The sequence below is a fragment of the Bacillus thuringiensis genome, assembly GCF_022095615.2.
Taxonomy (GTDB): Bacteria; Bacillota; Bacilli; order Bacillales; family Bacillaceae_G; genus Bacillus_A; species Bacillus_A cereus_AG.
The window spans coordinates 4,987,324-5,000,637 of record NZ_CP155559.1; the positions used below are offsets into that span (position 1 = coordinate 4,987,324).

Sequence of the window (13,314 nt, forward strand, 5' to 3'; positions counted from 1 at the left end):
CGTGCATAAGTATAGAATTTATTGACTATAACAGTAATAACCCCAAAAAAAATAGCCCCTACGCCAAAAGACGTAGAGACTATTTCAATTAAGCGTGAAGATCAGAAACTTCTTGTTCTTTCACTTCTTCTACTTTTTCGTTTACACGTTCAATAGTTGCACCTAATGCAGCTAATTTCTTATGGAAATCTACATAACCACGGTCAAGATGCTTTAACTCAGTTACACGAGTATAACCTTCAGATACTAAACCAGCTAAGATTAATGCAGCAGCAGCACGTAAGTCAGTTGCGCCTACTTCAGCACCTTGTAAGCTGTTAGGACCGTTCATAATAACAGAACGACCTTCGATTTTAATATCAGCATTCATACGACGGAATTCTTCAACGTGCATAAAGCGGTTTTCGAATACCGTTTCTGTAATCATACTTGTTCCATCAGCTTGTAGTAATAATGCCATCATTTGTGATTGCATGTCTGTTGGGAAACCTGGGTGAGGCATAGTTTTAATATCAACCGCTTTTAACTTATCTGGGCCGATAACACGTACACCTTCATTTTCCTCAATAACTTTAACACCCATTTCTTCCATTTTCGCTGTAATTGAGCGTAGGTGTTCAGGTACAGCATTTTCAATTAAGATGTCTCCACCAGTAATTGCCGCTGCAACCATGAATGTTCCCGCTTCAATACGGTCAGGAATAATAGAGTGGTTTCCACCATATAATTTATCAACGCCTTCGATACGAATCGTTCCAGTTCCAGCTCCGCGTACTTTCGCTCCCATCGCATTTAAGAAGTTAGCTAAGTCAACGATTTCTGGTTCTTTCGCTGCGTTTTCAAGGATTGTTGTCCCTTTTGCTAATGTAGCTGCAGACATAATGTTTTCTGTCGCGCCCACGCTTGGGAAGTCTAAATAAATTTTAGCTCCTTTTAGTTCTCCCTCAACGTATGCCTCAACAAAACCATTACCAACCTGTACTTTTGCTCCCATTGCTTCGAAGCCTTTTAAATGTTGGTCAATTGGACGTGAACCAATTGCACATCCACCAGGAAGTGCAATACGAGCACGACCGTTACGTGCAAGTAATGGTCCCATTACTTGCACAGATGCACGCATTTTACGTACATATTCAAATGGTGCTTCGATGTTTAGTTCTTTAGAAGCATCGATTGTTACTTGGTTATTTTCAAATACGACTTCAGCATTTAAATGACGTAATACCTCATTAATTGTGTATACATCAGACAAAACTGGTACTTCAGATAGTACATTCTTTCCATCACTCGCTAATAGGGCTGCAGCGATTATAGGTAATACAGCATTTTTTGCGCCCTCAACACGCACTGTGCCGTTTAACCGCTTTCCGCCACGGACGATGATCTTTTCCAAATTATTCCCCTCCGTGTCCTTTTTTCAGTATCTATTCACTCAATACTCAGAAGTTATGATCGGTGTGCCAACCACAATTGTATCTTTGTTGTCTGTAGAACGTATTGCTATTTGCACATTTATTTTCTCTCTATTTGTTGAAAGAGCGTCATCCCACTTTTTATTGTATGCGGAGACTGACACAAATGCTCTTTCTTCTATCTGTTCGATCGCTCTTGCTGAAAAATCTTTCAAAACCTGATTGGTTTTATTTTGCAAAACACCTTCAATCTTATCATTCAGTACACCTTGAACACAAGTGTAAATTATAGGTTTTTCACTAAAAATTTTATTTGTTTTCTGAATGTACTTCGGGTCCCATTTCGCCCCGCTTACTTCGAAAATAATGAAAGTGTTTTCTTTAGTATTTTCCTTACTCCATGTTACTACTATTCGTTCTTCATAAGAAGAAAACTTTTTATAGGATGTAGCTTTATATCCATCTGGAGATTGCTCTAATTCCCACTTTTGAATATTCGCCTTGTCCTTCACGTCGTTTAACAACTTTTGAAACGTATGTATATTAGAAATTGTTTTTGTTTCTCGCGCTAACCATGACCACTTCTCTACTTTAGCATCATTTTTCTCTAAAGTTGCAATCATGCTCTCCATTTTCTGTTCATCGCTGATCGGTTTCATCTCTCTATATCCAACCAAAAATAAAACAACACTTATCACAACAATAAGAATGGCTTTAAGCTTCAATTTCATCCCCTCCTATCCCCATTGTTAACGGAGATATGAGGTTCTATACACTTACTTTACTAAATACGTTAAACTCTTTGAATAGCCTAAATAATCAAGGAAAAAGTTACTTACAGATGTCCCAATTGCAATTGTAATTAGGATGAGTAATACTCGCGTCTGCATCACCTTTCCAGGCTTCATTAAACGCTCAATGTGAATACCTTGTAAGGCCCACCACGTAATGGTAATAAACAATAAATGCGAAACAATGGCAATCAGTGCTTGTTGCCCTAAAAGATGTGCCAAAAAATCGACCCCTTTTTACCCAGCTACTACTTACGAAATACTATAAAAAACGATACCATAATAAGTAGGAGCCACACTTTTTCAAATACAAATAAGCATCTTACATTTCACATCGTAATTTGCTCTTAAAAAACGTATACCTACATGCATTTTCAATTGTAGTTCACACAAAATAAAAAGCGCAGAGCAACAACTCCACACCTTTTATTTTCACTATTGTACCACGTTCCCTAGGAAGAAGAAATCCTTCATTAATGGAAAATATTCATAAAAGAAATTGTATCCAATCATCGGCATAATCCCTAGTATTACAATCGAGATTGCACAAAGGCTCATAACAACCTTTATATTGAATGGCAAACGAATTTTCTCTTCCACTTCTCCCGTCCGGAAAAACATTTGCTGTAGAATACGGAAATAATATACGAATGAAATGACTGTCGTTCCCATCATAATAGAAGCTAGTACGTAATGAGCTGGCTCTACATGCAGTGCACCTAAAAAGATATTAATTTTCCCGATGAAACCAGCTGTTCCTGGTATCCCGGCCAACGATAGAATAAAAATCGTCATCACTATCGCCGTAAATGGTGACCTTTTATATAATCCGGTGAAAATGGTAATGTTTTCTTTGTCGCTTTGTAAGATTAAGCCGTGAATAATTGCAAATGCTCCTATATTCATAAGCATATACGCAAGCATGTAAAACCACATGCTATCCATCGTAAATGGTGATAATGCTACAAGCGGAACGAGTAAATACCCCGCATGTGCGATTCCCGAATAGGCAAATAGGCGTTTTACGTTATATTGCTTTAACGCTACTACATTTCCAATAATCATCGTAATACTAGCTAGCACAGCGATGTATATGCTCATACGCCCGTATAAAGATTGCATGTCTCCTTGCACCGATACACTTGCAAAAACCATGAGAAACAGACGAATAATGAGTAAGAACCCCGCAATTTTAGAAATTGTTCCAAGAAAAGCAGTAACAGGTGTAGTAGCCCCTTCATATACATCAGGTGCCCACATATGAAACGGCACTGTTGCAATTTTGAATGAGAGCCCGACGAGCAATAATAGAAATGCGAGAGCTAACAATAACTGAATACCACCAACAAGCTCCCCTGCGAATACTTTTTGCATATCCACGATATTAGTCGATCCTGTAATACCGTACAAATAACTCATTCCAAAGAGCGTAATTGCAGTTCCAATTCCTCCATTAATGACATATTTCATGGCTGCCTCATTCGATGCACGGTTCTTTTTTCGTATTCCTACTAAAATATACGAAGAAAGTGAAAGCAATTCTAAACCGACGAAAAGTGTAATGAAGTCGACACTAGAAGCCATAAACATAGCCCCAAGAAGTGCCATTAAAAATAAGTAATAATATTCTCCCTTATCTTCAATTGGATTCTTCTTATCATCGCTCATTGCCATGCATAAGATGAGGGCCGCTCCGCCTAACAACAACGTTTTGAACCCTTTTGAAAAACCATCTAGCACAAACGATCCGTTTAAAATATCTCCTGTGGGTTCACCGTATAGCGTAACTAACGACACGATTGCTAATATGACGGCTGCGATTGCACTAAGCGCTACATATCTATGGTTCAGCTTAAAAAACAAATCACATATGGAAAGAAGGATGGCAGCTCCGAGAATTATGAATTCTGGCACCATGAGATGCCATGACAAGCTAAGTAACGTATTCATATCCATCCTACTTCACCCCCAATGTTTTCAATGTATTTTGAAGCGGATCCCCGAGTATTTCTGGCATTACTCCAATTGCAATAATGCAGAAAATAAGTAGCAATATAGGGACATACTCCCATCCGTGTATATCAGCTTTCGCTTCCCACTCTTGCTTACCAAATGTCACTTGAAGTGTTGCCCTTAATACGTATACAGCGGTTAAAATGATGCCAAGCACACCGACTGCAGCAATGATTGGCTCCCCTTGGAATAAACCGAGAAAGGCAAGAAACTCGCTAACAAATCCAGACATTCCTGGCAATCCAAGCGATGCCATTCCTCCCGCTAAGAAGAAACCACTAAGTACCGGGACACTTTTTGCGAGTCCGCCAAGCGCTGTAATGTCCGAAGTTCCAAAGCGCTGTTCTATAACGCCAAGTAAGAAGAAGAGTAAGGCTGCAATTAAACCGTGAGAGACAACTTGGAATAGTGCCCCTTGTGTACCTGGTGCATTTAACGCCGCAAGACCCATTAATACGATGCCCATATGCGAAATACTAGAGTAAGCAAGCACCTTCCGAAAGTCCGTTTGAATGAGCGCTAAGAATGCTCCGTACAATAAATTGATAACTCCTAAAATCGCAATAAGCGTTGCAAACTCGCGAAAGTATTCCGGGAATAGCCCCTTTCCGAAACGAATCATACCGTATGCTCCAATCTTCAGTAAAACGCCCGCATGAAGCATAACTACAGCCGGATGCGCTTCAACATGCACATTAACCATCCAGCGATGTAACGGGAAAACGGGTAGTTTAATCGCGAAAGCAATCATTATGGCAAGAAACAAACCGAACTGTAAGCTGCTTGAGACAGCCATTCCTCCCCCAGCACCTACACTCGTTAATATTTCTTTCAGCTCCGTAATATTTGTTGTACCTGTTTTTGCAAATAAAACTGAGAAAACGATGAGTAAAATAGCGGAGCCAATACCGTTATATATTAAATAACTATAAGCGGCCTTTTCACTCGACAATTCCCCCCACTTCCCAATTAATAAAAACATTGGCGGCAATGTAATTTCAAAGAAGATAAAGAACAACATTAAATTTTGAGCAGCGAAGACGCCGAGCATCCCTATTTCTAGCATGAGTAGCAGCATATAAAAGGCTTTTAAGTTCCTTTTAATAGTAAATGCCGCAATTGCTGCAAGCATCGCTAGAAGGGCTGTCAGCACCATCATAACGAGTGATAAACCATCAATGCCGAGCTCGTAATAAATGGAAAACCATCTTTTATCCACCGCTGCAAAATCCCCAAATTTAATCCATTTCACTTTTTCATCGAATAGCGACAAACTCTTTCCAGAAGCATATGTACAAGCGAGGACGATAGCGATTCCAAATGGAAGCGCCGTCCCAAATAAACCAAGCGCTCGCACTGTACGCGATTCTTTTTTTGGCGTTAATACAAGTAAGAGAATTCCTAAAAGCGGGGAAAAAATGAAGAACGTTAATAACAAATCATTCATCGTAAATCCCCTCCCGTATAGAGCAAAATAATGACGAGTACCGCAAGCGAAACAGCTGTTATAGTGCCGTACACTTGTACATTTCCGTTTTGAAGTCTAGAACCGAGTCCGCTTATCCCTTTAACTAGACTCCCTATTAAAACGGCAATTCCTTCGACTACATACACCTCAAATAAGCGAAGCACATGAGCGATTCCTTTCGTAATAGGAAGCACCGTTATATTGTATAGTTCATCCACATAATATTTTTCTTTCAAAAGGTTATAAAGAGGTGTTCCCTCACCCCCAGCCCAATCTCTAGAAATAGATTTCTTGCCATATATGAAATATGCAAGAGCAATCCCAGCCAATGAAACGAGCGTCGCAACAATCATAATCCAAACTGGTCCATGTGCTTCTCGCGCTTTAAATGCTACATCTTTCGTAAGCCAATCCCCGAGAAACGTCCCAAACCACGGTGTATTTATATAACCTGCCACTACTGCAAGGACCCCGAGAACGATCATCGGATACGTCATAATGCGGGGCGATTCATGCACATCTTCCTTCGTCTTTTCTTCCCCAGTAAAAACAAGGAAGTATAGTCGGAACATGTAGAATGCTGTTAAGAATGCTGCAATTACTGCTAAGATGAATAAAAAGTAATTGCCGTTCATCCAAGCCGCCGCTAAAATTTCATCTTTACTAAAGAAACCAGAAAGGAGTGGCACACCACTAATTGCAAGAGTACCGATTAAAAATAGTGCACCCGTTACTTTCATCTTCTTCTGTAAACCGCCCATTTTATTAATGTTTTGCGTATGCACTGCATGAATGACACTTCCTGCCGCCAAAAATAGTAGCGCTTTAAAAAAGGCGTGTGTCGTTAAATGGAAAACACCAGCTACATAACCAGCAGATCCTAACGCAAGCATCATATACCCGAGCTGGCTAACTGTAGAATAAGCAAGCACTCTCTTTATATCCGTTTGTACAAGACCGATAGAAGCCGCAAAGATTGCAGTGAAGGCTCCAACGATTGCCACCGTCTGCATCGCCACCGCACTTGCTGAAAATAGCGGAAACATCGTCGCCACTAAATATACGCCAGCTGCGACCATCGTCGCCGCATGAATAAGTGCCGAAACAGGCGTCGGCCCTTCCATCGCATCTGGTAACCACGTATGAAGCGGGAACTGACCTGATTTCCCCATCGCACCGATAAAGATTAATATCGCCGTTATTGTAATCATCGTAGGGGTAAGATCCCCCGTATGAATCGCTCTAAAAATGGCGTCATATTCAAAGCTACCTGCATGCCAGAAAATTAGGATCATCCCAATAAATAAACCGACATCTCCAATACGTGTCATAATAAAAGCCTTTTTCGCAGCAGCCTTCGCTTCTTCTTTAAAGAAATAAAAACCGATGAGTAAAAATGAGCCGAGGCCCACTAACTCCCAAAATATATAAAGCTGTAATAAATTAGGTGATATAACAAGCCCGAGCATCGCAAATGTAAAGAGCCCTAAATAGGCATAAAAGGTTGGTAATCTTTCCTCACCTTTCATATAACCTTTCGAATACACATGTACAAGTAAGCTCACAAGTGTAACGATAAACAGCATTAAAGCCCCTAATGCTGTCACTTCAAAGCCAAATGATATATCAATATCTCCAGCTCTAAGCCATACCCACTTATGCTTTAATCCTACTTTTGAAAACCGTTCTATTAATACAAGTACCGCAAATATAAAGGAGAGAAAGACGAAGAAAATACTAAGTACACTGCTTCCTTCTCTAATTTTCTTCCCGAATATAAGTAATAAAAAAAACGAAACAAGCGGGAAAAGCGGTATGAGCCATGCATAATCGATCATTGTTTCCTTCCCCCTTTTCGGTCACAATGTTATCCTTTGAGCGTATCCATTTCATCTACATGAACCGTCGTACGATTACGATACAAAGCAATTAAAATGGCGAGTCCTACCGCCGCCTCCGCTGCTGCTACAGCCATCGTAAACAGAGAGAAAATTTGCCCTGTTAAATTTGGGAACAAACCTAATTTACTAAACGCTACTAAATTTAAATTGGCCGCGTTAAGCATTAATTCGATACAAACTAATACAATTACCGTGTTTCGCTTCGTTAAAGCTCCAAACAAACCGATGCAAAACAAAATAATCGCAAGCGTTAAATAAGCAGAAGCTGGAACGCTACTCATTGGAATCCTCCTCTTTCTCATCCTTCTTCGCAAGTATAATCGCGCCAACAAGTGCTACAAGTAAAATAACTGAGGTTAACTCAAATGGAATAATATATTTCGAATAGAGAAGTGTACCGATTTGAAGTGTGTTTTTTTCATGGAGAGGTAAACTTCCTTGTGTGCTTCCATTTACAAAATCAATATTGTTAACAGCAAAATACATGACTGCCCCAAATGCTACAACCGCAAAGAAGATAATCCATTTTCGAAGAGTAAGACGTGATTCATTTTCTGCGTTATGTTTCGTTAACATAATGCCAAAGATCATAATAATTGTGATCGCACCAGAGTAAAGTAAAATTTGTGCAACGCCGATAAATTCGGCCGATAAAAGAAAGTACAAACCTGCGATACTAAGAAATGTCAGAACGAGAGCTAGCATCATATGCATGACTTTCGTTAAGTTCAACATAAGAACACCGCCGATAATTGCAGACAAGGATAGTATGAAGAATGCTACAAACTCGCCATTCATGCTTTATTCTCCTTCCTGACGTTTTCGTCGTTTTCGTCAAGCCACTGCAAATTTTTAAATAAATCATCACGTGAATATTCCGCGAGCTCAAAGTTATTTGTCATAACAATCGCCTCTGTCGGACAAACTTCTGTACATAAATCACACAGAATACAAATTTCAAAATTAATATCGTACGTGTCGATAATTTTTCCTTTTTTCGTAGGATCCGGATGTTTTTTCCCCGTTAACTGAATACAGTCTGTCGGACAAATGTTGGAGCACTGGTTACAAACAATACACTTTTCCGGATAAAACTTTTGAATACCTCGAAAACGGTCTGGCAACGGCAACGGTTGATTCGGATAATCATAAGTCACCTTCTTCTTACTCAAATTACTTAATGTATATTTTAATCCTTTAAATAGTCCCTTCATCTCTTACTGGCACCCCCCTCATAGATTAGAAGAATAACTCCTTAATCAATGCCGTTAAGAAAATATTTGCAAGTGCAATTGGCAATAATACTTTCCAGCCAAACTCCATTAACTGGTCACCTCTTATACGCGGGAACGTAACGCGGAACCAAATTAATAGAAAGACTACACTGCTAAATTTCAAAGCAAACCATACCGATCCTGGGATAAATCCAAGGAACATAACTGGATTCCATCCGCCTAAAAAGAGCACTGTAATTAAAGATGCCATTCCGAAGAAATATACGTACTCTGAAAGCATGAAAAACGCCCATCGAAACCCTGAGTATTCCGTATGATATCCAGAAACAAGTTCCGACTCTGCTTCTGGTAAATCAAACGGCGTCCTATTTAACTCTGCTACCGCCGCGATCAAGAAAACGACGAAACCGATTGGCTGCACAAAAATGTACCAAACATTCTCCTGCGCCGCTACAATTTCATTTAAATTCAGGCTACCAGCTAACAAAACGACGCCAATTACACTCATTACGAGCGGAATTTCATAAGAAATCATTTGCGCCGCCGCACGCATCCCTCCTAAAAGGGAATATTTATTATTTGATGCCCATCCTCCGGTTACGACACCAATCGTCGTAATGCCAGAAACAGCAATGTAATACAGTAAGCCTACGCCAATATCCGCGAACTGAAATTTATCAGTAAACGGGATGACTGCAAGCACCATAAATGCCGGTGCGAATGCAATGACAGGCGCTAATATAAACAACGGTTTATCTGCCGCTTTCGGAATACTATCTTCTTTCAGTAATAGTTTTAAAACGTCAGCTACCGTTTGCAGTAAACCGAACCGCCCCCCAACTTGGTTTGGGCCAATCCGCCCTTGCATAAAACCCATCACTTTCCGTTCTGCCAAAATACCATATGTAACGAAGCCAAGGACTGCAAATAATAGAAGTACCGCTAACCCGAAAAAAATGAAGAAATTCGTCCAGCTTGAAGGTGATTGTAAGAGCGTCTCAATCATTAGCCATCAACCTCCCCAAGTACAATATCAACTCCACCTAAAATCGTAATTAAATTGGCGATGTTTTCACCTTTCAATAACTTCGGTAAAATTTGTAAATTGTAAAAAGACGGCCTGCGAAACTTCAAGCGGTACGGCTCTTTCTTTCCATCACTAGCAATATAGCAACCAATCTCTCCTCGCGGCGATTCTATACGGACGTACGCTTCCCCTTTAGGCGCCTTAATGATTTTCGGCACTTTCGCTAGCACAGCTCCGTCTTTCGGGAACTGATGGACAGCTTGCTCAACAATTTTTAATGACTCCTCAATCTCTTGCATGCGGCAAACGTAACGATCCCAAGCATCTCCCACACTCCCAACAGGAATATCGAAATCAAAACGGTCATAAATAGAGTACGGTTCATCTTTGCGAAGATCCCAGTTTACTCCGGTACACCGCAAATTCGCTCCGCTTAATGAATACGAAATCGCTTCTTCCGCGCTATATATACCAACGCCTTTTACACGATTTAAGAAAATCTCATTACCGCTAACGAGATCATGATAACCTGCCAATTGCTCTCGCATATACGGAACGAACTCTTCCACTTTTTCAATCCAACCGTCCGGCGCATCCCACTTTACACCCCCGACTCTCATATAGTTAAAAGTAAGCCGGGCACCGCATAATTCGTTTAATAAATTTATAATCATCTCTCGTTCACGAAACGCGTACAAAAACGGACTGACCGCTCCTATATCAAGAAGATTTGTCCCCCACCAAACGAGGTGGCTCGCAATCCTTCCAAGCTCCATTGCAAGTACTCGCAAGTATTCAGCCCGCTCCGGGATTTCAAGCCCCATCATCGTCTCTACAGCATGGCAAATGACGTAATTATTCGTCATGGCCGATAAATAGTCCATTCGATCTGTATAAGGGATAATTTGCGTATACTGTAAGCTCTCGGCAATCTTTTCGGTCCCGCGATGCAAATATCCAATAACTGGTGTAGCTTCTTTAATAATTTCCCCGTCTATCTTAATAACAAGCCTGAACACACCATGCGTACTCGGATGCTGTGGCCCTACATTCAAAAGCATTTCTTCCGTACGGATCATAAGCTACACCTCCACATCATACGGTTCATAATCTTTCCTAAGCGGATACCCTATCCAATCATCCGGCATTAAAATACGTGATAAATTCGGGTGTCCCTTAAATACAATGCCGAGCAAATCATACGCTTCTCGCTCTGGCCAGTCCGCCCCTTTCCAAAGCACTGTCACCGATTCTACTTGCGGCTCTTCCCTATCCAGCTTCACCTTCACCGCTACTGACTGTTTCTTTCCATATGAAAATAAATGAACATATACTTCCATATGTGTCACAAAATCCGTCGCATGTAGCTCTGACATATAATCAAAAGCAAGTCCCTCATGGAATCGTATTAACTCCATTACTTCATAATATTTTGAGGACTCCACCACAAGAGTTGGCACATCTTTTGAAAGTTTATTAATGTAGGAATCTACTAATGCATCCTCTCCTACGTTTACCTTAATAACGTCAACATACTGATTTAAATACGGCTGATTCATGGATGGTTCTTCCCGCTTGGGCGCCTCTTCCTGCTTTCCTTCAACGCCCTTTGTCTTCGCCCTTGCAGCCGCAGCCACTTTTGCCTTCGCTGCTGCAATCGCCTTCGCCTTTTCATCTCCCGAATCCCCATCGCCTTGCGAGGCCTTCTGCTTCGCTAACGCCGCTGCTTTTGCCTTTGCTACCGCCACGGCCTTCGCCTTCGCTTTGGCCTTTTCTTCGTCCGTTACTTCTTCTGTTCCTTCTCTTTTTCGCTTCGCTAACGCCGCTGCTTTTGCTTTTGCGGCTGCTGCTGCCTTCGCCTTCGCTTTGGCCTTTTCTTCGTCCGTTACTTCTTCTGTTCCTTCTCTTTTTTGCTTCGCTAACGCCGCCGCTTTTGCTTTTGCGGCCGCTGCTGCCTTCGCCTTCGCTTTGGCCTTTTCTTCGTCCGTTACTTCTTCTGTTCCTTCTCTTTTTTGCTTCGCTAACGCCGCTGCTTTTGCTTTTGCGGCTGCTGCCGCCTTCGCCTTTGCTTTCGCTTTTTCTTCGTCCGTTACTTCTTCTGTTCCTTCTCTTTTTTGCTTCGCTAACGCCGCCGCTTTTGCTTTCGCTGCGGCTGCTGCACGTCGTTTTGCTCCTTCCACAGTCATATCATTATTTTTTGGTAGCGCTTTCTCTTTTTCTCGATTTTCTTCCTCAAGTTTACTTATTTCCGCATCATGTTTCGCAACGAGACGCTTTCTCGCCTCTTCTTTTGCACGTCTAGCCGCTTCTCTTTTCAAATCCTCTAAGTCTTTGTTTGGATCACTCATTTATTCGTCACCTGCTTTCCCGTCTTGGCCTCGTAACGAATTTTTTCTTTCAATTTATTAATTCCATAAATTAAAGCAGCGGGATTTGGTGGGCAGCCAGGAATATACACATCAACTGGTACAATTTGATCTACACCTTTCACAACAGCGTATGAATTTACATATGGACCACCTGCTGTCGCACAAGATCCCATTGCAATAACCCACTTTGGTTCAGGCATTTGATCATATAAACGCCGAACAATAGGAGCCATCTTCTTCGTTACCGTTCCCGACACAATCATAACGTCCGATTGCCTTGGTGAAGTCCGAAAAAATGACCCAAATCGATCTAAATCGTAATGCGATGAACCTACTCCCATCATTTCAATTGCACAGCATGCCAGTCCGAATGTCATCGGCCATAAAGAATTGCTACGTGCCCATCCTTTCAACTGTTCCAATGTAGAAAAAAAGATATTTCGTTCTAATTCCGCTCGCTCATTTGGATGTAATTCCTCAAAATTTATAACCATTGTAACACCTTCTTTTTCCAAGCATACGCTAATCCAACTAGCAACATTACAACAAAGATGAGCATTTCAATCAGTGCAAATAAACCGAGCTTGTCATATGCAACAGCCCATGGATATAAAAATAAAGTTTCTACATCAAAGATGACAAACAATAAAGCAAAAATATAATAACGAGCATGAAACCGAATATTTGCATCATGAAAAGGCTCAATCCCACTCTCATACGTCGTCGCTTTCGCTTCACTTGGTTTGTTTGGACGCAGCATCCTTCCTAATGTAAGAGCCACTACCGGCAGCAATATGCCTAATAGCAAGAAAATCAAAACGATCATATAACTATTTTCATATACACTTGCCATTGTGAAACCCTCCCCCCTGAATTAAGAACAAGTTCACTTAGTAAACAATATGTCCTAGTTGCAGCAATTATTATTTTTAAATTTTTCTAAATAATGCAACTATTTTAATCATTATAGCAAACTTCAAATTCCTATGTCGATATGTTGGGGACAGAAACGAGAATTATTAAAATCTATTTTTATAACTCGCTATACCTGTGCAAAATAAGTATAGAAATTATATATGTTTTTCAAGAAACAATAAA

General features: G+C 40.7%; 14 protein-coding genes. All 14 read right to left on the reverse strand.

The genetic code is table 11. The features are described 5' to 3' along the window. Positions 1 to 88 precede the first annotated feature (88 nt). Positions 89 to 1,393, reverse strand: coding sequence for a UDP-N-acetylglucosamine 1-carboxyvinyltransferase (gene murA / locus KZZ19_RS25890; RefSeq protein ID WP_000411269.1), 1,305 nt, complete (start codon positions 1,391 to 1,393; stop codon positions 89 to 91). Between the two features lie 39 nt (positions 1,394 to 1,432). After that, positions 1,433 to 2,137 carry a YwmB family TATA-box binding protein gene (locus KZZ19_RS25895; RefSeq protein ID WP_400791987.1) on the reverse strand — a complete coding sequence of 235 codons (705 nt, stop codon included), beginning with the start codon at positions 2,135 to 2,137 and terminating at the stop codon, positions 1,433 to 1,435. A gap of 51 nt (positions 2,138 to 2,188) precedes the next feature. Further along, positions 2,189 to 2,425, reverse strand: a complete 237-nt coding sequence (locus KZZ19_RS25900) for a DUF1146 family protein (protein WP_000940742.1) — start codon at positions 2,423 to 2,425, stop codon at positions 2,189 to 2,191. A gap of 213 nt (positions 2,426 to 2,638) precedes the next feature. Further along, entirely contained in the window at positions 2,639 to 4,153 is a 1,515-nt protein-coding gene (nuoN, locus tag KZZ19_RS25905) for an NADH-quinone oxidoreductase subunit NuoN (RefSeq protein WP_348638044.1), read from the reverse strand. Between the two features lie 7 nt (positions 4,154 to 4,160). Next, positions 4,161 to 5,663, reverse strand: a complete 1,503-nt coding sequence (locus tag KZZ19_RS25910) for an NADH-quinone oxidoreductase subunit M (RefSeq protein WP_237981216.1) — start codon at positions 5,661 to 5,663, stop codon at positions 4,161 to 4,163. Further along, the gene (gene nuoL, locus KZZ19_RS25915) at positions 5,660 to 7,522 is read right to left on the reverse strand and encodes an NADH-quinone oxidoreductase subunit L (RefSeq protein ID WP_237981215.1); all 1,863 of its coding nucleotides are present in this window, start codon (positions 7,520 to 7,522) and stop codon (positions 5,660 to 5,662) included. The genes KZZ19_RS25910 and nuoL overlap by 4 nt, the downstream gene beginning before the upstream one ends. A gap of 29 nt (positions 7,523 to 7,551) precedes the next feature. Further along, positions 7,552 to 7,866 carry an NADH-quinone oxidoreductase subunit NuoK gene (nuoK, locus tag KZZ19_RS25920; protein ID WP_000100078.1) on the reverse strand — a complete coding sequence of 105 codons (315 nt, stop codon included), beginning with the start codon at positions 7,864 to 7,866 and terminating at the stop codon, positions 7,552 to 7,554. Then, positions 7,859 to 8,383: an NADH-quinone oxidoreductase subunit J gene (locus KZZ19_RS25925; protein WP_237981214.1), complete on the reverse strand. Its 525-nt coding sequence runs from the start codon at positions 8,381 to 8,383 to the stop codon at positions 7,859 to 7,861. The genes nuoK and KZZ19_RS25925 overlap by 8 nt, the downstream gene beginning before the upstream one ends. Further along, positions 8,380 to 8,799: an NADH-quinone oxidoreductase subunit NuoI gene (gene nuoI, locus KZZ19_RS25930; RefSeq protein WP_000677191.1), complete on the reverse strand. Its 420-nt coding sequence runs from the start codon at positions 8,797 to 8,799 to the stop codon at positions 8,380 to 8,382. Before nuoI ends, KZZ19_RS25925 begins: the two co-directional genes overlap by 4 nt. 25 nt (positions 8,800 to 8,824) lie before the next feature. After that, on the reverse strand, positions 8,825 to 9,826 hold the full coding sequence (gene nuoH, locus KZZ19_RS25935) for an NADH-quinone oxidoreductase subunit NuoH (protein WP_074651572.1): 1,002 nt from the start codon (positions 9,824 to 9,826) through the stop codon (positions 8,825 to 8,827). After that, the gene (gene nuoD / locus KZZ19_RS25940; protein WP_237981213.1) at positions 9,826 to 10,926 is read right to left on the reverse strand and encodes an NADH-quinone oxidoreductase subunit NuoD; all 1,101 of its coding nucleotides are present in this window, start codon (positions 10,924 to 10,926) and stop codon (positions 9,826 to 9,828) included. The genes nuoH and nuoD overlap by 1 nt, the downstream gene beginning before the upstream one ends. Before the next feature lie 3 nt (positions 10,927 to 10,929). Next, positions 10,930 to 12,195 (reverse strand): NADH-quinone oxidoreductase subunit C, encoded by a 1,266-nt coding sequence (locus KZZ19_RS25945; RefSeq protein ID WP_348638016.1) that lies wholly within the window; start codon positions 12,193 to 12,195, stop codon positions 10,930 to 10,932. Continuing rightward, on the reverse strand, positions 12,192 to 12,710 hold the full coding sequence (gene nuoB, locus KZZ19_RS25950) for an NADH-quinone oxidoreductase subunit NuoB (protein ID WP_000236331.1): 519 nt from the start codon (positions 12,708 to 12,710) through the stop codon (positions 12,192 to 12,194). The genes KZZ19_RS25945 and nuoB overlap by 4 nt, the downstream gene beginning before the upstream one ends. Next, positions 12,701 to 13,069 (reverse strand): NADH-quinone oxidoreductase subunit NuoA, encoded by a 369-nt coding sequence (gene nuoA, locus KZZ19_RS25955; protein ID WP_088098492.1) that lies wholly within the window; start codon positions 13,067 to 13,069, stop codon positions 12,701 to 12,703. Before nuoA ends, nuoB begins: the two co-directional genes overlap by 10 nt. Positions 13,070 to 13,314: the final 245 nt, after the last annotated feature.

Coding starts and splice junctions, on each gene's coding strand:
- KZZ19_RS25945 (WP_348638016.1), bottom strand. CDS start 12,195: ATGAGTGATCCAAACAAAGACTTAGAGGATTTGAAAAGAGAAGCGGCT.
- nuoB (WP_000236331.1), bottom strand. CDS start 12,710: ATGGTTATAAATTTTGAGGAATTACATCCAAATGAGCGAGCGGAATTA.
- nuoI (WP_000677191.1), bottom strand. CDS start 8,799: ATGAAGGGACTATTTAAAGGATTAAAATATACATTAAGTAATTTGAGT.
- nuoN (WP_348638044.1), bottom strand. CDS start 4,153: ATGAATACGTTACTTAGCTTGTCATGGCATCTCATGGTGCCAGAATTC.
- nuoA (WP_088098492.1), bottom strand. CDS start 13,069: ATGGCAAGTGTATATGAAAATAGTTATATGATCGTTTTGATTTTCTTG.
- KZZ19_RS25925 (WP_237981214.1), bottom strand. CDS start 8,383: ATGAATGGCGAGTTTGTAGCATTCTTCATACTATCCTTGTCTGCAATT.
- nuoD (WP_237981213.1), bottom strand. CDS start 10,926: ATGATCCGTACGGAAGAAATGCTTTTGAATGTAGGGCCACAGCATCCG.
- nuoK (WP_000100078.1), bottom strand. CDS start 7,866: ATGAGTAGCGTTCCAGCTTCTGCTTATTTAACGCTTGCGATTATTTTG.
- KZZ19_RS25910 (WP_237981216.1), bottom strand. CDS start 5,663: ATGAATGATTTGTTATTAACGTTCTTCATTTTTTCCCCGCTTTTAGGA.
- nuoL (WP_237981215.1), bottom strand. CDS start 7,522: ATGATCGATTATGCATGGCTCATACCGCTTTTCCCGCTTGTTTCGTTT.
- nuoH (WP_074651572.1), bottom strand. CDS start 9,826: ATGATTGAGACGCTCTTACAATCACCTTCAAGCTGGACGAATTTCTTC.